This window comes from Alterinioella sp., assembly GCF_058343375.1.
Map to the genome: position 1 here is coordinate 40,462 of NZ_JBTUJH010000001.1, position 16,695 is coordinate 57,156.

Genomic DNA, 16,695 nt, shown 5'->3' on the forward strand with positions numbered 1-16,695 from the left:
TCCGTTCCCAGGGTGGGGTGCCGCGAAAGATAATTCGCCCATCTGGCCATTTGGCCCATGTGATGTTGCGTCGTGATTGACCTGTCTTGCGCGGCGCGCTAGGCCTGCCCGAACCGATTTTTTCAGCGATACACGAGCGCCAGGCGCGCATCGAGCCGGAGGGAACGCAGGATGACCGAAGCGACACGCGAATCGATGGACTATGATGTTGTCATCGTCGGGGCCGGCCCGGCCGGGCTCAGCGCCGCGATCCGGCTGAAACAGCTCGATTCCGATCTGACTGTGGTGGTTCTTGAAAAAGGGTCCGAGGTTGGCGCGCATATCCTGTCGGGCGCGGTGCTGGACCCCTCGGGTCTGGATGCGCTGATGCCCGACTGGCGCGAATGTGGCGCGCCGATCACGGTGAAGGTCAAACAGGATCAGTTTTACATGCTCGGCCCGGCGGGCAAGATCAGGATCCCCAATTTTCCGATGCCGCCGCTGATGTCCAACCATGGCAATTACATCGTCTCAATGGGCAATGTCTGCCGCTGGATGGCCGAACAGGCCGAGGAAATGGGCGTCGAGATCTTCCCCGGCATGGCCTGTTCCGAGCTGGTCTATGGCGACAATGGCGAAGTGAAGGGTGTCGTTGCCGGCGAATTTGGCAAAAACGCCGATGGCACGCCTTCGGATGCCTATGAACCGGGCATGGAACTGCATGGCAAATATGTCTTCATCTCAGAGGGCGTGCGCGGCTCGCTGGCGAAAGAGATCATCGCCAAATACGACCTGTCCGCCGGACATGAGCCGCAGAAATTCGGCCTGGGCATGAAGGAAATCTGGGAGATCGACCCGGACAAGCACCGCGAAGGGCGCGTCACCCACACCATGGGCTGGCCTCTGGGCAAGAACGCGGGCGGTGGATCATTCATCTATCACGCTGATAACAATCAGGTCTTTCTTGGCCTTGTGGTGCACCTGAACTACAAGAACCCATATGTTTACCCCTATATGGAGTTCCAGCGCTTCAAGCATCACCCGATGGTGGCCGAGCTGCTGGAGGGCGGCAAACGCGTGGCCTACGGCGCGCGGGCAATTTCCGAGGGCGGATATCAATCGATGCCCAAGATGGTCTTTCCCGGCGGCGCGTTGCTTGGCTGTTCGGTGGGCATGGTCAACGTGCCGCGCATCAAGGGCAACCACAACGCGATGCTGTCGGGCAAGGCGGCGGCCGAAGCCGCGTTTGAAGCGATCCGCGCCGGGCGGTCATCGGATGAGTTGACCGGCTATGAGGACGCGGTGCGCCAGGGGCCCATCGGCAAGGATCTGAAAAAGGTGCGCAACGTCAAACCGATGTGGTCGAAATGGGGGCTGTCCGCCTCGTTGATCTTCGGCGGGTTCGACATGTGGACCAACAGCCTTTTGGGTCTGTCACTCTTTGGCACGCTGAAACATGGCAAAACCGATGCCGAAGCCACCGAGGAGGCTGCCAAGCACCAGCCGATCGACTACCCGCGCCCCGATGGCAAGATCAGCTTTGACCGGCTGACCAATGTCAGTTTCTCGATGACCAATCACGAGGAAAGCCAGCCCGCGCATCTGCACCTGACCGATCCTGGCGTGCCGATCGACGTGAACCTGCCGAAATACGCCGAACCGGCGCAGCGCTATTGCCCGGCCGGGGTCTATGAGGTGATCGACAATGCCTTTGTGATCAATTTCCAGAACTGCGTGCATTGCAAAACCTGCGATATCAAGGATCCGAGCCAGAACATCACCTGGGTGACGCCTCAGGGCGGTGATGGGCCGAACTATCCCAATATGTAACCAATGAGGCGGTTCTTTGGGTCGCCTTTTCCTGTTCAGGCGGGTGCCGCGCGTTCACATCCTTATCAGCACGGCAGAAATCGCCCATGGAGAACCTCGGCCGCATTGCGCCCGGCCCGATGCGACCCTAGTCTTGAACGGTATTGAGCAGGAGATACAGATGCCCATTCTTTCCCGCCTGGCCCTGATCGCGGGCCTGGCCTTCAGCACTCAGGCCGTCGCGCAGATCAGCGTGCCCCTGCAACTGAATAATTCCGGGGCGTATCTGGCCGCGCGGCAAGCGGCATTGGCCGGGGATCATCGGACCGCCGCGCGCTATTTCCTTGAGGTTCTGCAAACCGATCCCGAAAACCACGCCCTGCGCGGCGATGCCATGCTGGCGCTGGCGGCTATCGGTGATTGGGACCGCGCCACCGAACTGGCCGCCGATCTGCCCGACGACATTGAAGGCCGCGAATTTGCGGACCTGATCTTGCAGGTTGACCGCATCCGGCGCGGCGATCTGGCCGGCACCGCCCGGGCCGCAACCGAAAATCGCGGCGCGGGCCCGCTGGTCGATCCGATGATCCAGGGCTGGCTGTTCCTTGCCGAAGGCGATATGCGCCGGGCCAGCGAGACATTCGAGGCGATCATCGCAAGCAACAGCCCCGTCGCAGGGCTGGTGCCCTACCAATTGGCGCTGGCGCGCGCCTCGGTCGGGGATTTCGACGGTGCCAATGCGATCTTCTCGGGCGAGGTCTATGGCCGGCTTCAAATCAGCACCCGGGGCATTCGCGCCCATGCCCAGATCCTGGTGCAGCTCGACCGGCAGGCAGATGCGCTGGCGCTTTTGGACGCGGCACTGGATCAAAACGGTGATCAGGGCCTGCGCGAGCTGCGCGATGATATCGCCGCCAACCCGGCACGGCCCTATGATTTCATCACCACGCCGCAACAGGGCATGGCCGAAGTTCTGTTCACCCTGGCCCGCGCCCTGGGCACCGAGGCGGGCACCACACTGCCGCTGATCTATGCCCGCGCCGCCTATGTGATCGACCCCGGTCATGTCCATGCGCAATTGCTTGCCGCTGATATCCTGTCGGATGCCGATCAATTTGTCATGGCCGAGGAAACCTACCGCCAGATCCCGCGCGAAAACGCGCTTTTTGTCGATGCCGAACTGGGCCGGTCCGAGGCGCTGTTCCAGATGGAGCGCACCGATGCCGCGGTCGAGGTATTGAACGCGCTGGTGCGGGACTACCCGTTGATTTCCGCGGTTCATACAGCGCTTGGCGATGCGCAACGTCGGCTGGAAAACTACGAGGGGGCCGTGGCGGCCTATACCGACGCGCTGGCCCTGGTTGATCAGACCCATGAACGCAGCTGGTTTCTGTTCTACGCACGCGGCATCAGCAATGACAAGCTGGGTAACTGGATCGAAGCCGAAGCCGATTTCCGCCAGGCGCTGCTGCTGCGACCCGACCAGCCGCAGGTGTTGAATTATCTGGGCTATTCGCTGGTTGAACAGCGCCGCAATCTGGATGAGGCGCTGGGAATGATCGAACGCGCCGTCGCGGTGCGGCCCAGGAGCGGCTATATCGTCGATTCACTTGGGTGGGTGCTGTATCGCCTTGGCCAATACGAGGAGGCCGTGGCACCGATGGAACGCGCGGTGGAGCTTGAACCGAACGATCCCATCATCAATGACCATCTGGGCGATGTCTATTGGATGGTCGGGCGCACCCGCGAGGCCGAATTTCAATGGAGCCGCGCGCTGTCCTTCGGCCCCGAACCGGTTGATGCGGATCGCATTCGGCGCAAGCTGGAACTGGGCCTCGACGCGGTGCTGGCAGACGAGGCCGAGAACAACCCGCAGTGATCACGGAATTCGCACCCGCCAAGATCAATCTGGCGCTGCATGTGACGGGCCAGCGCGCGGATGGCTATCACCTGTTGCAATCGCTGGTGGTGTTTGCGGGTGTGGGTGATGAGCTGCGGTTTGAACCTGCCGATACATTTGGGCTGTCGATTACCGGCCCGCTGGCGGCAGGGGTGCCGACCGGGGGCGACAATCTGGCCCTCAAGGCTGCGGCACTCTTTGGCGATGCCCCTGCGAATATCACATTGGAGAAACACCTGCCCCATGCGGCGGGCATCGGCGGCGGTTCGGCGGATGCGGCGGCAACATTGCGCGGTCTGGCCCGTCTCTTGGGCCGCGATCTGCCCGACCAGACGGCCATTCTGGGCCTCGGGGCCGATGTTCCGGTCTGCCTCTCTGCCAAGCCACAATTCATGGCAGGCATTGGTGGGGTCCTGTCTGATCCGCCACCCCTGCCAACGCTTCATGCGGTGCTGATCAACCCGCGCCTATCCGTGCCGACGGGGTCTGTCTTTGCCGGGTTGGAACAAAAGGACAATCCGCCGTTGGACACCCCGATCTGGCAGGGTTTCGACAGCTTCATCGCCTGGCTGAAGCGCCAGCGCAACGATCTGGAGCCGCCTGCCCTGGCATTGGCACCGCAGATCGGGGCCTGTCTCGATGCGCTGCGCCACGAAGGCGTGGCGCTGGCCCGGATGAGCGGGTCGGGGGCCACCTGTTTCGGATTGCTTGAAACCGCCGCGGATGCCGATCTTGCGGCGGCGCGCATTCAGGCCGCGAACCCCGACTGGTGGGTCAGGGCCACCGAAATTCTCAGCTGATCCGTTCGACCACGAAATCGGCCAGATCCGCCAGCATGCCCTGCAGCGGGTGATCGGGCAGACGGGCCAGAACCGCTTTTGCCTCAGCCGCATGGCGCAATGCCTGACCCCGGGTTTCTTCCAGCGTGCCATGCGCCCGCATCAGATGCAGCGCCTCCTCCAGATCCCCATCGCGCTGGTCGCCTTTTTCAATCACCCGGACCCAGAAGGCACGTTCATCCGCATCGGCGCGCGCCACCGCCTTGATCACCGGCAGCGTCAGCTTGCGTTCACGGAAATCATCACCGGTGTTCTTGCCCATCGCGCCCGAGATGCCGCCGTAATCCAGCAGATCATCGACAATCTGGAAACTCATGCCAAGCGCATCGCCGAACCGCGCCAGCGCGCTGACATGGGCCTCATCGGCACCCGCAATCACACCGCCCACTTTCGTCGCGGCCTCAAACAGCGCCGCCGTCTTGCCGCGGATAACCTGGGCATAGATATCTTCTGTCGTGGCCAGATTCTGCGCCGCTGTCAGTTGCAACACTTCGCCTTCGGCAATCGTGGCCGCCGCATTGGCCAGGATGTCCAGAACCCGCAGCGACCCGGTTTCGACCATCAACTGAAACGAGCGCGCGAACAGGTAATCGCCGACCAGCACGCTGGATTTATTGTCCCAGAGCAGGTTGGCCGTGGGCCGCCCCCGGCGCTGACCGCTTTCATCGACCACATCATCATGCAGCAGCGTGGCGGTGTGGATGAATTCAACCGTTGCGGCCAGTTTCTGATGGTCCTCGCCGGAATATCCGCATATCCGCGCCGCCGCCAGCGTCATCAACGGGCGAATGCGCTTGCCTCCGGCCTCGACCAGATGGGCTGTCACCTCAGGGATACGCGGCGCATGTTGCGAGGCCATCCGAATACGAATCAGCCGGTTCACGGCCTCCATATCCTCGGCCAGAAAATCCTTCAGCCGGTCATGCGGTTTTGCGGCGGTTTCGGCCAGACTCATCTTGGCGGTTATCCTTCTCTCGACAAACGGGCGCGTCATGCCTATGTGCCCTTGCTATGGAAGAGCTTTTGCGCAGCACCGACCCGACCATCATCGCTTTTGCTTCGGCACTGCTGTCGGGCGAGGATATAGAGGTGTTCGTGATGGACGTCCATATGAGCGTGCTGGAAGGATCAATCGGGGTCCTGCCGCGCCGGATGATGGTGCGCTCGGGTGATTATGCCGCCGCAGAACGCACCCTGCTGGACAATGACATTCCCTTGGGACGTGACTGAGTGGGCTTTGCCGATGCCGATCTGACGCGCGATGTTTTTCTGGGCGGGCGGGTCGCGGTCTGGCAGCCGGTTTCCGGTTATCGCGCGGCGACCGATCCTGTTTTGCTGGGCGCGGCGGTCGATGCACAGGCTGGCGATACGGTGCTGGAACTTGGCTGCGGTGTCGGCGTGGCATCGCTGTGTCTGGCCGCGCGGGTGCCGGGGGTGGTGCTGAGCGGGGTCGAAAGACAGGCCGATTACGCAGATCTGGCCCGCCGCAATGCAGGCCCTGCAATGGATGTTTTCACCGCCGATCTGACCGATCTGCCCGCGCCATTGCGCCGGCAAAGTTTCGACCATGTCATCGCCAACCCACCCTATTATCGCCCGGGCGGCGGCACGCCTGCGCGCGACGCGGGCCGCGAAAGCGCCCTGCGCGAAGAAACCCCGCTGGCGCGCTGGACCGACACCGCCGCCCGCAGGCTGAAACCCAAAGGCTGGTTGACGATGATCCATGCCACCGACCGGGTGCCCGATCTGCTGGCCGCCCTTGCGCCGGATTTCGGGGCCATCGCCCTGCGCCCGTTGGCCCCGCGCAAGGGCCGGGCCGCGCCTCGTGTCCTGATCCGGGCGCGCAAAGGGGCCCGTGCGCCGTTTTGCCTGCTGGCACCTATGATCTTGCATGATGGGCCCGCGCATGTGGCCGATGGTGATGATTTTACAGCATTTACCCGCGCGGTTCTGCGCGATGCGGCCGCGATCCCCTGGAGCTGATCGGCGGAACCCCGCGAATGCCAGACAGTTTTGTTCAGCTTTGGCGTGACACGCACGCCGTCCTGTGCTTCGCTTGTCACATCAGGTTCACATTACGAGAGGAGAAACTGAATGACCGTAGGCGCTCATCTTCACGAACTGAAGAAAAAACATGAGACCCTCTCAAAACAGGTCGAAGAGGCCCAACGAAGCCTTGGCACCGATGACATCGCCATCCAGGAACTGAAAAAACAGAAGCTCCGCCTCAAGGAAGAAATTTCCCGGCTGGACAGCTAGGCAGACGTGAAAGGACCGCGGCGCGGATCGGCCCTCACGGGGCCATATCCGCCGCCGCGACAATGATTGGAGCCGCGCGTTCGAGGTCGAATTCCCGGGTCGGTTCCATCCCCCATCCCCCATTCCCATTCCAGCAGATCCCCGCCCGCGCGGATAATGCGCATGGGCGATGCCTCATGTTTCAGGCAAAATCCGGAACGCCTCGGGATGCCCTTGCTGCGCGGGGGCGCGGTGTTGGCGGGCTGTTCTGACATGTGTGCGCCGGTCCACAAACGCAAAACGGCCGGGCAACAGGGCTGCCCGGCCGAACAGGAACATGAATGGGGCCGCGATCAGACGAAGAACTGGGCACCATTGGCGGAAATGGTCGAGCCATTGATAAAGCCCGCATCATCGGAGGCAAGGAATGCCACGCAGCGCGCAATCTCTTCCGGTTCGCCCAGGCGGCCTGCCGGAATCTGCCCGATGATGCTTTCGCGCACCTTTTCAGGCACCGCCATCACCATTTCAGTGGCGATATAGCCCGGGCAAACGGCGTTGGCGGTGATGCCCGCGCGCGCGCCTTCCTGAGCCAGCGATTTCACGATACCCAGATCGCCAGCCTTGGTCGCGGCGTAATTGACCTGAGCAAACTGGCCCTTCTGCCCGTTGATCGAGGATATCACGATAACGCGACCAAATTTGCGTTCGCGCATACCGGGCCAGACCGGGTGAACGGTATTGAATACGCCGGTCAGGTTGGTGGCAATCACTTCGTTCCACTGTTCGGGCTTCATCTTGTGAAACGGCGCGTCGCGGGTAATGCCGGCATTGGCGACAACCACGTCGATGGGGCCAAGATCGGCCTCGACCTGCGCGATACCCGCGGCAGAGGCGTCATAATCTGCGACATTCCACTTATAGGTCTTGATGCCGGTTTCGGCAGTGAATTTCGCCGCCGCCTCGTCATTGCCGGCATAGGTGGCGGCAACATCATAGCCTTCTGCCTTCAGTTTTTTCGAGATGGCTTCGCCGATTCCGCGGGTGCCACCAGTGACGAGTGCAACTCGTGCCATGGGTTTTCTCCTTCAGGATGGGTGTCGGGCGGAGGTCACCCCCGCCGTTCGTTTCAATTCAAGGACGTTCGACGCAAAGCGCAACACCCATACCGCCGCCGATGCAGAGCGTGGCGAGGCCCTTTTTCGCGTCGCGGCGCTGCATTTCAAACAGCAGCGTGTTCAGCACGCGGGCCCCCGAGGCACCGATCGGGTGGCCGATGGCAATCGCGCCGCCATTGACGTTCACGATCGCCGGATCCCAACCCATTTCCTTGTTCACGGCGCAGGCCTGGGCGGCGAAGGCCTCGTTGGCTTCCACCAGGTCGAGATCATCAACGCTCCAGCCGGCTTTTTCCAGCGCTTTGCGGCTGGCATAGATCGGCCCCACGCCCATGATCGACGGGTCCAGACCGGCCGTGGCGTAAGATGCGATCCGCGCCAGCGGGTTGATGCCGCGTTTTTCGGCCTCATCGGCGGACATCAGCAGCGCACCCGCCGCGCCGTCATTCAGGCCGCTGGCATTGGCCGCGGTGACCGAGCCATCCTTGGCGAAGGCCGGGCGCAGTTTGGCCATGGCTTCCATCGTGGCACCGTGGCGGATATATTCATCGGCATCGACCGTGATATCGCCCTTGCGGGTCTTGATCGTGAAGGGGATGATTTCGTCGGTGAACCTGCCGGCCTTCTGTGCGGCCTCGGCCTTGTTCTGGCTGGCGACGGCAAACTCATCCTGCATCTCGCGGCTGATCTGCCACTTTTCGGCGACGTTTTCTGCGGTCTGGCCCATGTGATAGTCGTTGAACGCGTCCCACAGCCCGTCACGGATCATGGTGTCGATATATTTCATATCGCCCATTTTCTGGCCCTGCCGCAGCGCGGCGGCATGGGTCGACATCGACATGTTTTCCTGCCCGCCAGCCGCCACGATGGTGGCATCGCCCAACATGATGTGCTGCGCGCCAAGCGCCACCGCGCGCAGGCCCGATCCGCAAACCTGATTGATACCCCAGGCGGCAGCCTCTTTCGGCAGGCCGGCATTGATATGCGCCTGGCGGGCCGGGTTCTGGCCCTGGGCCGCAGTCAGCACCTGACCCAGGATGGTCTCGGAGACGTCGGATTTATCGATACCGGCGCGATCGACCAGCGCCTCCAGAACGGCCGAACCCAGATCATGAGCGGGCGTGTTGGCGAACGAGCCGAGAAAACTGCCGACGGCGGTTCGGGCGGCAGAGGCGATAACGACATTGGTCATGTCTGGTCCTTCTTTTGTTGAGCAAAGCAATCAGGCCGGATTGCGTGGGCGAAACGCAACGCGAAGCAGATAATCCCCGGCGTCATAGGACGTCGGGGGGGAGTTCTCAACTGACACGGTGTCTCAGGGCCGGGGCGGATTCAACCGGAATATCCGGGATGGGCCGGGGCGATCAGCCAGTGCGCGACTTGCCGCCTTTGCTCAGCGCCCAGGGCGGCGTCAGGCTTGGGGCAGCAAACAGGTAGCCCTGCAGACAATCGAGCCCGGCAGTGGCAAGCCAGGCCGCTTCCTCCGGGGTTTCCACGGCTTCGGCGACGGTGAACATGTCGAAATGCCCGGCAAGAGAGACCAGGGCCTGGGTCAGCACCTGATTATTGGAATCCTCATGCACGTTGCGGATGAACTGCGCGTCGATCTTGACGATATCAAAGTAGAATTCCTTGAGATACCGGAACGCGGTGTGCCCGGCCCCGAAATCATCCAGCGCGAAAGTGATGCCTTTGTCCTGCAATTCGGCCATGAAAACAGTCACCAGTTCCGGCATCTGCATGGCCGAGCTTTCGGAGATTTCGAGGATCAGCCGTTCGGCCACCTGCGGATCGCGATGCAGCCCGCGATTGAGGATCTGTTTCCATTGCGGATAGCCGATCGAGCGGGCCGACATATTGATCGAAAGGCGCAGATCCGGCACCTGCTTCAGCGCCCGCAGACCGGCGCGCAACGCCGCGCAATCGATCAGCCGCCCAATATCCAGGTTTTCGACAGCCCCCATGAATTCGCGCGCCGGGATCACCCGCCCGGTTTCGTCGAGGATACGGATGAGACCTTCGTAAAAGGCCACCGTTTTCTGGTTTCCCGCCTGCACCACAGGCTGATAGGCCAGCACGGCATCGCCGCGTTCCAACGCCTCGCGGACCATGGTCAATATGCCCTTGTCACGGTGTTGCACGGCGAATGACAGCGGGCTTTCCACATCCGCATCCACCAGTAGTTTGCGTTTGCGCCCCCGCATGGCAGCCTCCTTGATCAGACCGGGGCAGATTGCGCGGACGGGCGTTAAGGCATGGTGAATATGCGCATTTTGTTCTAGTTTTAGGAAAAGCGACCGGGCCGGAATTTTATTAAAGGAATGAGACCGATGGACCATGAGGGCTGCACCTGGCCGGGCGATGACCCGTTTTATCGGGCCTATCATGACACCGAATGGGGCATGCCCGAGCGCGACAGTCGGGCGTTGTTCGAGAAACTGATTCTCGACGGGTTTCAGGCTGGCCTTGCCTGGATCACCATTCTGCGCAAGCGCGATGCGTTTCGCGAAGCCTTTGCCGGGTTCGACCCGGATGTGATTGCGACATGGGGGCCGGATGAGGTTGAAACCTTGCTGCAAAACGCCGGCATCGTGCGCCATCGCGGCAAGATCGAGGCCACCATTGGCAACGCAAAGGCCTGGCAGAAGATCGAGGCGGCGCAGGGGTTTGACCGGTTCCTGTGGGATTATGTCGGTGGCGTGCCGGTGCAGAACAATTGCGCCAGCATGGCCGAGGTGCCCACCCTTACGCCGCTGTCCACGCAGATTTCAAAAGATCTGAAAAAGGCCGGGTTCCGGTTTTGCGGCCCGACGATCATTTACGCCTTCATGCAGGCCGTGGGCATGGTGAACGACCATGTCATCACCTGCCCGGCCCATGCCAGATGCGTAGCGCTGGCTTAGCTTTCGCCCTGCCCCGACCATGCCCTGAGCAGCGCCAGCGCGGCCTCACCGGCCCAATCGGCATCGCCGACCAGACGCCCGATCTCGCGCCCTTCGGGGTTCAGCAGCACGGTCGTCGGCAACCCCGTTACATCCATTGCGCGGGCCATGTCCTGGCTCGGGTCCAGCACGACCTGCAGGCTGGCGGCCCCGACCTCATTCAGAAACCGGGTGATTGCGGGCATCGGATTGCGGCCGGTGGCAACGGTAACGACAGCAAAATCGGGCGTGCCCATGATTTCCTGCAAGGCGGCGAGCGATGGCATTTCAACCCGGCAGGGCGCACACCAGGTGGCCCAGAAATTCAGCACGACATATTGTCCGGCAAAGGCATCGAGCCCCATTTCAACGCCATCGGTATCGGTGAAAACGACAGGGGCCAGATCAACCGGCCTGTCCTGCAACATCATCACACGCATGTCGCCCTGCAAGAGATGCTCCAACCCTTCGGCCATGGCGGTATTTGCACCCGACCCCAAGGCGATATAGAGCACGGCAAGACGCATCACGCGGATCATTCACTTTCCTTCCGAGGTTTCATTCCCATGTCCAATTCCACTTCGAACGCCATGTGGGGCGGCCGGTTCGCCGCCGGGCCAGACGCGATCATGGAGGCGATCAATGCCTCGATCGGGTTCGACAAACGATTGGCGAAACAGGACATCGACGGTTCCTTGGCACATGCGGCCATGTTGGCGGCGCAGGGTATCATTACCGATAGCGATGCCAAGGCGATCCGGGAAGGCCTGCTCACGGTCTTGTCAGAAATCGAGCGCGGAAGTTTTGAATTTTCCACGGCGCTGGAAGATATCCACATGAATATCGAGGCCCGGCTGCAGGATATCATCGGTGACCCGGCCGGGCGTCTGCACACGGCGCGCAGCCGCAACGATCAGGTAGCCACCGATTTCCGGCTCTGGGTCCGCGATCAGACCGATGCGGCCACGCAGGGGCTCCTGGCGCTTATGCAAGCGCTCCTCGCACAGGCCGAGGCGGGCGCCGATTGGGTGATGCCGGGCTTTACCCATCTGCAAACCGCGCAGCCGGTGACCTGGGGCCATCACATGCTGGCCTATGTCGAGATGTTCGCCCGCGACCGGTCACGCATGATCGACGCGCGGGCCCGGATGAATGAATGCCCGCTTGGGGCCGCAGCCCTTGCCGGAACCTCCTTTCCGATCGACCGGATGGACACCGCAACCGCGCTTGGCTTTGACCGGCCCGCCGCCAATTCGCTGGATGCGGTCAGCGACCGCGATTTTGCGCTGGAATTTCTGTCTGCCGCCACGATCTGCGCCATGCATCTGTCGCGCTTTGCAGAGGAGCTGGTGATCTGGTCCTCGGCCCAATTCCGGTTCGTCACGCTGTCGGATCGGTTCTCCACCGGCTCCTCGATCATGCCGCAGAAGAAAAACCCCGATGCGGCCGAACTGATCCGGGCCAAGATCGGGCGTATTCTGGGGGCGAATGTGGCGCTTCTGGTGGTCATGAAAGGCCTGCCGCTGGCCTATTCCAAGGATATGCAGGAAGACAAGGAACAGGTGTTTGACGCCGCCGACAGCCTGATGCTGGCCCTGGCCGCGATGACCGGGATGGTAAGCGACATGACCGCGAACCGCGCCAATCTGGAAACAGCCGCCGCCAGCGGGTTTTCCACCGCGACCGATCTGGCGGACTGGCTGGTGCGCAGTCTGGACATGCCGTTCCGGCAGGCGCATCATGTCACCGGTGCGCTGGTAAAACTGGCCGAGGATGCGGGCTGCGACCTGCCCGACCTGACCCTGGCGCAGATGCAGGGCGTGCATGGCGCGATCACAGGCGACGTGTTCGAGGTTCTGGGCGTGCATAATTCGGTCGCCTCGCGCATGTCCTATGGCGGGACCGCACCGATGCAGGTCCGCGCCCAGGTGGCGCGCTGGAAGGAGATGTTGGAATGACACGGGTAATCCTGATCGTGGCGATGCTGGCGGGGCTGTCAGCCTGCGGCGTCGATGGCAGCCCAACCGCGCCCGAGCCGCGCCCGGCCACTGGCCTCACCATTACCGGAACTGCCGAGATCGGCATCGTGGGCACCATCTAGGCCGGGCTGGCCACCGGAAAGAGCGGAGCGCCAGGCCGGAGCCGATCATGGGGGCGCTGCCCCCGTCTGCCTGCGGCAGACCCCCCGGGGATATTTGGAGCGCAAAGAAGGCAAGCGCCGCCGCGCCCCGGGCATGGAAAATCCCGTTGAACTACCCTTCAAGGCCCCGTATCGTCCGGCTTTCGAGCGGCAATACGCGATGTAGAGATACGGTGAACGCGATGGACAAGATCCCTATGACTCCGACGGGCTTCAGTGCCCTGGATTCCGAGCTGAAGATTCTCAAGAGCATTGAGCGTCCGGCCATTATCAAGGCCATCGCCGAGGCCCGCGAACACGGTGATCTGTCCGAGAACGCCGAATATCATTCGGCGCGCGAAAAGCAGTCCTTCATCGAGGGCCGCATCAAGGAACTTGAGGGCCTGATCAGCCTGGCACAGATCATTGACCCGAAAAAACTGTCCGGTCCGATCAAATTCGGGGCCACCGTGGAACTGGTCGATGAGAATACCGAGGAAGAAAAGACCTATCAGATCGTCGGCGAGGCCGAAGCCAGGATCGAACAGGGCCTGCTCAACATCAACTCTCCGCTGGCGCGTGCCTTGATTGGCAAGGAGGAAGGTGACAGTGTCGAAGTGAAAACGCCGGGCGGCGGCAAGGAATACGAGATCGTCAAGATCTCCTATATCTAGGGGCAGCGCTCTGCCGGAACGCGGAACTTGGTAGCTATGGCAGACGAGAAAAATCTCTCTACCCTTGAACTTGGTGCTTTTGTGCCTGACCCGGGAACGTCACGCATCACGATGATCGAAGTGGTGGCGCTGGGGCTGACGATCATCTGGCTGGCGGGTGTCATCTATTTCTTTTACGGCACCGACATGTCGGGACTGGGCGAGGCGTCGACGCTTGAGGCGCTGATGATCATACTGGCCATTTTCATGCCCGTGGCCCTGATCTGGGTGGCCGCCTCTGCCGCCAAGACCGCCCGCATCCTGCGCGAGGAATCGGCAAGGCTGCAAAGCGCGATTGACGCCATGCGCGCGGCCTTTATGGTCCAGCAGCAACGCGGCGGCATGGATCTGAGGCCCGAAGTGGTGGCCAAGCTGGATGAGATCGCCAAGGCGCAGCGCCAGGCCGAAAGCGCGCTGGCGAGTTTCACCTCGATCCGCAAGGCCGCCGAAAGCGCCGAGGCGCGCGCCGCAGTGGCACGTGAACCCGCGACACAAGACGCCCCGCAACCAAGCCTGGGCTTGGGGACGCCTGCCGAAGACCTGCAAGAGCCGATCTCGATCGCGGATTTCATCAAGGCGCTGAATTTCCCCGAAAACGAACATGACAAGGAAGGCTTCCGCACCCTGCGCCGCGCGTTGCAGGATCCGTCGACCAAGAAACTGATCCGGGCCAGCCAGGACGTGCTGACCCTGCTCAGCCAGGACGGGATTTACATGGATGACCTGCGCCCCGACCGCGCCAAGCCCGAGATCTGGCGAAAATTCGCCAGGGGCGAGCGCGGCAAACCCATTGCGGGGCTTGGCGGCATTCGGGACCGGTCTTCGCTGGCGCTGTCATCGGGCCGGATGAAACAAGACCCGGTGTTTCGCGATGCGGTGCATCATTTCCTGCGCCAGTTCGACATGACGCTGGTCGATTTCGAGCAGAACGCGACCGATGAAGAGATTGTGCAGATGTCCGAGACCCGCACCGCCCGTGCGTTCATGCTGCTTGGCCGGGTGACGGGGACGTTTGATTAGGGCCTGGGTTATTGGCCGCATGGCCGCTTGTGCGACCCAACGCAGCTTCAACCCCACACCATGAATCAGAATTTGCCTGACCCCGATTTGCTTCTACACTAAGAGCGCGTCGCGCCAAATTGAATTCACCGGCCGGCCCGAACGCATTCGATTGCGCGAACGCTGCCTCGGTCCGGGTGATGAATGCTCGAATCCGATCAGGCGCGACGCGCTATAGGCCGATCAACGAAAGGCAGGCGGCATGCGGAAACTACAGGCACAAGGCATACATCACATCACCCTGACCGGGGCAGATCGCCAAACCTCGATTGATTTCTGGGAGGGGTTGCTTGGCATGCCCTTCATCTTCGATCAGCCCAATCTGGATAATCCTGGCGAAGGCCATCTCTATTTCGACCCCGGTGACGGGCGGCTCATCACCGTTTTCACCAACGAGGCCCGCAAACCCGACCCGCGCCGCACACCCACTGATCCCGGCTGCGTGCATCACCTGGCCATCAACGTCTCAAAAGCGACCTTCGCTCAAGCGGTCGAACGGCTCGATGAACGCGGCATCGACCATTCCGGCCCCAAGGATCGCGGCTTCATGGATTCGATCTATTTCAAGGATCCGATGGGGTTGCTCATCGAGCTGGCCTCATACCGCTTCGATCCGCCGCTTGGCTGCAGCCATGCCGATGTCATGATAGAAGCCCACCGGCTCCGCCTGGCGCGTGGGGATTACAACATCGCCGAAATCCATCTGGCCGATGCCATCGAGATACTGGTCGAACGCCGCGCGCAAAGCCTGTCAACCGATCGCAGCGCGAAAAACCCTTACTGACAGACCACATTCTTCTTTGTTCAAATACTCCCGCCGGAGGCATCCCGGCCCACCCACCGCAAACGCCCTCTCGGCCCGATCGCCGCGCCAGCCACGCGCCGCGCGAGCGGCCCCAACGGGGCCCGAGGCGGCGCGTTCACCGGTCGGTGCCGAAGGCGGCGAACCCCTCTATCAATCGCCGTCGGCAACACCGCCGGCGCGCGCCCGTGCCCGGCGCGCGCGATAGCTTGGCACCACCACCAACAACACCGCCAATACCAGCAGACCAAGCGTCATGGGACGTTCCAGAATAAAGCTGATCCCGCCATAAAGCTGCATTGCGCGGCTGAAATTATCTTCCAGCATCGACCCAAGAATGAACCCGATCAACAGCGGGGCCAGCGGGTAATCGGCAAAGCGCAATATCGTGGCACAGACGCCAAACCCCACAAGGATCAGCAGTTCGGTGGCGTTGTTCTGCCCGATATAGGCCCCCATCAGGGTGAAAAACAGAATGAACGGGATCAGGAAGGTGCGCGGCACCGCCAGCACCTTGGCGATATAGGGAATCAGCGGCAGGTTCAGGAGCAACAGGATCAGGTTGCCCAGATACATCGAGATGATCACCGCCCAGAAAATCTCCGGCTCATCGATCATCAGGCGCGGGCCGGGGCTGACATTCAGCGCAATCAGCGCCCCCAGCAGGATCGCCGTGGTGCCCGACCCCGGAATGCCAAGCGTCAGAAGCGGCACAAAAGACCCGGTGCAGGCCGCGTTATTGGCCGCTTCGGGCGCGGCAAGACCCTTCAGCGATCCCTTGCCGAACTCGTCCTGCTCATGCTTGGGCGCGATATTGCGCTCAACCGCATATCCAAGGAACGACGCGATGGTCGCGCCCGCGCCCGGCAGCACACCGATCAAAAACCCCTGGATGGATTGCCGAGCAATAACAGGCGCGATCTGACGCGCCTCGGCCCGTGTAATGCGCAGGTCCTTGATGTCCCCGGCCGGTCCGCCATCTGAGGATCGGCGCGGGTCCAGCACCAGATATATGGCTTCCGGCAGGGCGAACATCGCCATCGCCAGCGTGATGAAACCAAAGCCCGATTGCAGGTCCATGATGCCCATGGTGAAACGCGGCAGGTTCAGCAGCGCGCCTTCGCCCACGGTTGCCATGATCAGCCCCAGAAGCGTCATCAAAAGCGCCTTGGCCACATTGCCGGTGCCCGCAAAGGCC

The 16,695-nt window shown here is 61.9% G+C and carries 18 protein-coding genes; 12 read left to right on the forward strand and 6 right to left on the reverse strand.

What is annotated here, in order from left to right; genetic code table 11:
• Positions 1 to 171 precede the first annotated feature (171 nt).
• From ACW8PS_RS00245 to ACW8PS_RS00255, 3 genes are all read left to right on the forward strand, one after another.
• Positions 172 to 1,809 (forward strand): electron transfer flavoprotein-ubiquinone oxidoreductase, encoded by a 1,638-nt coding sequence (locus ACW8PS_RS00245; protein WP_491525240.1) that lies wholly within the window; start codon positions 172 to 174, stop codon positions 1,807 to 1,809.
• Positions 1,810 to 1,969: 160 nt separating this feature from the next.
• Positions 1,970 to 3,667: a tetratricopeptide repeat protein gene (locus ACW8PS_RS00250; RefSeq protein WP_491525241.1), complete on the forward strand. Its 1,698-nt coding sequence runs from the start codon at positions 1,970 to 1,972 to the stop codon at positions 3,665 to 3,667.
• A complete protein-coding gene (locus tag ACW8PS_RS00255) occupies positions 3,667 to 4,488 on the forward strand; it encodes a 4-(cytidine 5'-diphospho)-2-C-methyl-D-erythritol kinase (RefSeq protein ID WP_491525257.1) in 822 nt (273 codons plus the stop codon). The genes ACW8PS_RS00250 and ACW8PS_RS00255 overlap by 1 nt, the downstream gene beginning before the upstream one ends.
• Here the strand turns inward: ACW8PS_RS00255 and ACW8PS_RS00260 are convergent.
• Positions 4,481 to 5,482 carry a polyprenyl synthetase family protein gene (locus tag ACW8PS_RS00260; protein WP_491525258.1) on the reverse strand — a complete coding sequence of 334 codons (1,002 nt, stop codon included), beginning with the start codon at positions 5,480 to 5,482 and terminating at the stop codon, positions 4,481 to 4,483. The two genes, ACW8PS_RS00255 and ACW8PS_RS00260, sit on opposite strands and share 8 nt — an antisense overlap.
• Before the next feature lie 56 nt (positions 5,483 to 5,538).
• Here ACW8PS_RS00260 and ACW8PS_RS00265 point away from each other — a divergent pair, with 56 nt between their 5' ends.
• The 3 genes from ACW8PS_RS00265 to ACW8PS_RS00275 all read left to right on the forward strand — a co-directional run bounded on the left by ACW8PS_RS00265 (position 5,539) and on the right by ACW8PS_RS00275 (position 6,786).
• Positions 5,539 to 5,757 (forward strand): putative signal transducing protein, encoded by a 219-nt coding sequence (locus ACW8PS_RS00265; protein ID WP_491525242.1) that lies wholly within the window; start codon positions 5,539 to 5,541, stop codon positions 5,755 to 5,757.
• A complete protein-coding gene (locus tag ACW8PS_RS00270) occupies positions 5,758 to 6,510 on the forward strand; it encodes a tRNA1(Val) (adenine(37)-N6)-methyltransferase (protein ID WP_491525243.1) in 753 nt (250 codons plus the stop codon).
• 111 nt (positions 6,511 to 6,621) lie between these two features.
• Entirely contained in the window at positions 6,622 to 6,786 is a 165-nt protein-coding gene (locus ACW8PS_RS00275; RefSeq protein WP_491525244.1) for a YdcH family protein, read from the forward strand.
• 332 nt (positions 6,787 to 7,118) lie between these two features.
• Here the strand turns inward: ACW8PS_RS00275 and phbB are convergent, their stop codons facing one another.
• The 3 genes from phbB to ACW8PS_RS00290 form a co-directional block, all read right to left on the reverse strand.
• Positions 7,119 to 7,841: an acetoacetyl-CoA reductase gene (phbB, locus tag ACW8PS_RS00280; RefSeq protein WP_491525245.1), complete on the reverse strand. Its 723-nt coding sequence runs from the start codon at positions 7,839 to 7,841 to the stop codon at positions 7,119 to 7,121.
• A 58-nt stretch (positions 7,842 to 7,899) separates the two neighbouring features.
• Positions 7,900 to 9,075 carry an acetyl-CoA C-acetyltransferase gene (locus ACW8PS_RS00285; RefSeq protein WP_491525246.1) on the reverse strand — a complete coding sequence of 392 codons (1,176 nt, stop codon included), beginning with the start codon at positions 9,073 to 9,075 and terminating at the stop codon, positions 7,900 to 7,902.
• A gap of 172 nt (positions 9,076 to 9,247) precedes the next feature.
• Positions 9,248 to 10,087: an EAL domain-containing protein gene (locus tag ACW8PS_RS00290; RefSeq protein WP_491525247.1), complete on the reverse strand. Its 840-nt coding sequence runs from the start codon at positions 10,085 to 10,087 to the stop codon at positions 9,248 to 9,250.
• 126 nt (positions 10,088 to 10,213) lie between these two features.
• Here ACW8PS_RS00290 and ACW8PS_RS00295 point away from each other — a divergent pair, with 126 nt between their 5' ends.
• Complete coding sequence (locus ACW8PS_RS00295; protein WP_491525248.1) at positions 10,214 to 10,786, forward strand: DNA-3-methyladenine glycosylase I; 573 nt, start codon at positions 10,214 to 10,216, stop codon at positions 10,784 to 10,786.
• Here ACW8PS_RS00295 and ACW8PS_RS00300 read toward each other — a convergent pair.
• Positions 10,783 to 11,343 carry a TlpA family protein disulfide reductase gene (locus tag ACW8PS_RS00300; protein WP_491525249.1) on the reverse strand — a complete coding sequence of 187 codons (561 nt, stop codon included), beginning with the start codon at positions 11,341 to 11,343 and terminating at the stop codon, positions 10,783 to 10,785. The two genes, ACW8PS_RS00295 and ACW8PS_RS00300, sit on opposite strands and share 4 nt — an antisense overlap.
• A gap of 27 nt (positions 11,344 to 11,370) precedes the next feature.
• On the opposite strand from ACW8PS_RS00300, the gene argH reads away from it, so the two are divergent.
• From argH to ACW8PS_RS00325, 5 genes are all read left to right on the forward strand, one after another.
• On the forward strand, positions 11,371 to 12,762 hold the full coding sequence (gene argH, locus ACW8PS_RS00305; protein ID WP_491525250.1) for an argininosuccinate lyase: 1,392 nt from the start codon (positions 11,371 to 11,373) through the stop codon (positions 12,760 to 12,762).
• The gene (locus ACW8PS_RS00310) at positions 12,759 to 12,905 is read left to right on the forward strand and encodes an argininosuccinate lyase (protein WP_491525251.1); all 147 of its coding nucleotides are present in this window, start codon (positions 12,759 to 12,761) and stop codon (positions 12,903 to 12,905) included. The genes argH and ACW8PS_RS00310 overlap by 4 nt, the downstream gene beginning before the upstream one ends.
• A gap of 221 nt (positions 12,906 to 13,126) precedes the next feature.
• Positions 13,127 to 13,597: a transcription elongation factor GreA gene (greA, locus tag ACW8PS_RS00315; RefSeq protein WP_491525252.1), complete on the forward strand. Its 471-nt coding sequence runs from the start codon at positions 13,127 to 13,129 to the stop codon at positions 13,595 to 13,597.
• Positions 13,598 to 13,633: 36 nt separating this feature from the next.
• A complete protein-coding gene (locus tag ACW8PS_RS00320; protein ID WP_491525253.1) occupies positions 13,634 to 14,656 on the forward strand; it encodes a hypothetical protein in 1,023 nt (340 codons plus the stop codon).
• A 241-nt stretch (positions 14,657 to 14,897) separates the two neighbouring features.
• Entirely contained in the window at positions 14,898 to 15,479 is a 582-nt protein-coding gene (locus ACW8PS_RS00325) for a VOC family protein (RefSeq protein ID WP_491525254.1), read from the forward strand.
• A gap of 171 nt (positions 15,480 to 15,650) precedes the next feature.
• Here the strand turns inward: ACW8PS_RS00325 and ACW8PS_RS00330 are convergent.
• On the reverse strand, positions 15,651 to 16,695 hold a 1,045-nt coding region (locus ACW8PS_RS00330; protein ID WP_491525255.1), incomplete at its 5' end, for a tripartite tricarboxylate transporter permease.

What these genes read in the sequence shown, in the direction of transcription:
- ACW8PS_RS00245 (WP_491525240.1), top strand. Translation starts at nt 172, where the DNA reads ATGACCGAAGCGACACGCGAATCGATGGACTATGATGTTGTCATCGTC.
- ACW8PS_RS00250 (WP_491525241.1), top strand. Translation starts at nt 1,970, where the DNA reads ATGCCCATTCTTTCCCGCCTGGCCCTGATCGCGGGCCTGGCCTTCAGC.
- ACW8PS_RS00260 (WP_491525258.1), bottom strand. Translation starts at nt 5,482, where the DNA reads ATGAGTCTGGCCGAAACCGCCGCAAAACCGCATGACCGGCTGAAGGAT.
- ACW8PS_RS00265 (WP_491525242.1), top strand. Translation starts at nt 5,539, where the DNA reads ATGGAAGAGCTTTTGCGCAGCACCGACCCGACCATCATCGCTTTTGCT.
- ACW8PS_RS00275 (WP_491525244.1), top strand. Translation starts at nt 6,622, where the DNA reads ATGACCGTAGGCGCTCATCTTCACGAACTGAAGAAAAAACATGAGACC.
- phbB (WP_491525245.1), bottom strand. Translation starts at nt 7,841, where the DNA reads ATGGCACGAGTTGCACTCGTCACTGGTGGCACCCGCGGAATCGGCGAA.
- ACW8PS_RS00285 (WP_491525246.1), bottom strand. Translation starts at nt 9,075, where the DNA reads ATGACCAATGTCGTTATCGCCTCTGCCGCCCGAACCGCCGTCGGCAGT.
- ACW8PS_RS00290 (WP_491525247.1), bottom strand. Translation starts at nt 10,087, where the DNA reads ATGCGGGGGCGCAAACGCAAACTACTGGTGGATGCGGATGTGGAAAGC.
- ACW8PS_RS00295 (WP_491525248.1), top strand. Translation starts at nt 10,214, where the DNA reads ATGGACCATGAGGGCTGCACCTGGCCGGGCGATGACCCGTTTTATCGG.
- ACW8PS_RS00300 (WP_491525249.1), bottom strand. Translation starts at nt 11,343, where the DNA reads ATGATCCGCGTGATGCGTCTTGCCGTGCTCTATATCGCCTTGGGGTCG.
- argH (WP_491525250.1), top strand. Translation starts at nt 11,371, where the DNA reads ATGTCCAATTCCACTTCGAACGCCATGTGGGGCGGCCGGTTCGCCGCC.
- ACW8PS_RS00310 (WP_491525251.1), top strand. Translation starts at nt 12,759, where the DNA reads ATGACACGGGTAATCCTGATCGTGGCGATGCTGGCGGGGCTGTCAGCC.
- greA (WP_491525252.1), top strand. Translation starts at nt 13,127, where the DNA reads ATGGACAAGATCCCTATGACTCCGACGGGCTTCAGTGCCCTGGATTCC.
- ACW8PS_RS00320 (WP_491525253.1), top strand. Translation starts at nt 13,634, where the DNA reads ATGGCAGACGAGAAAAATCTCTCTACCCTTGAACTTGGTGCTTTTGTG.
- ACW8PS_RS00325 (WP_491525254.1), top strand. Translation starts at nt 14,898, where the DNA reads ATGCGGAAACTACAGGCACAAGGCATACATCACATCACCCTGACCGGG.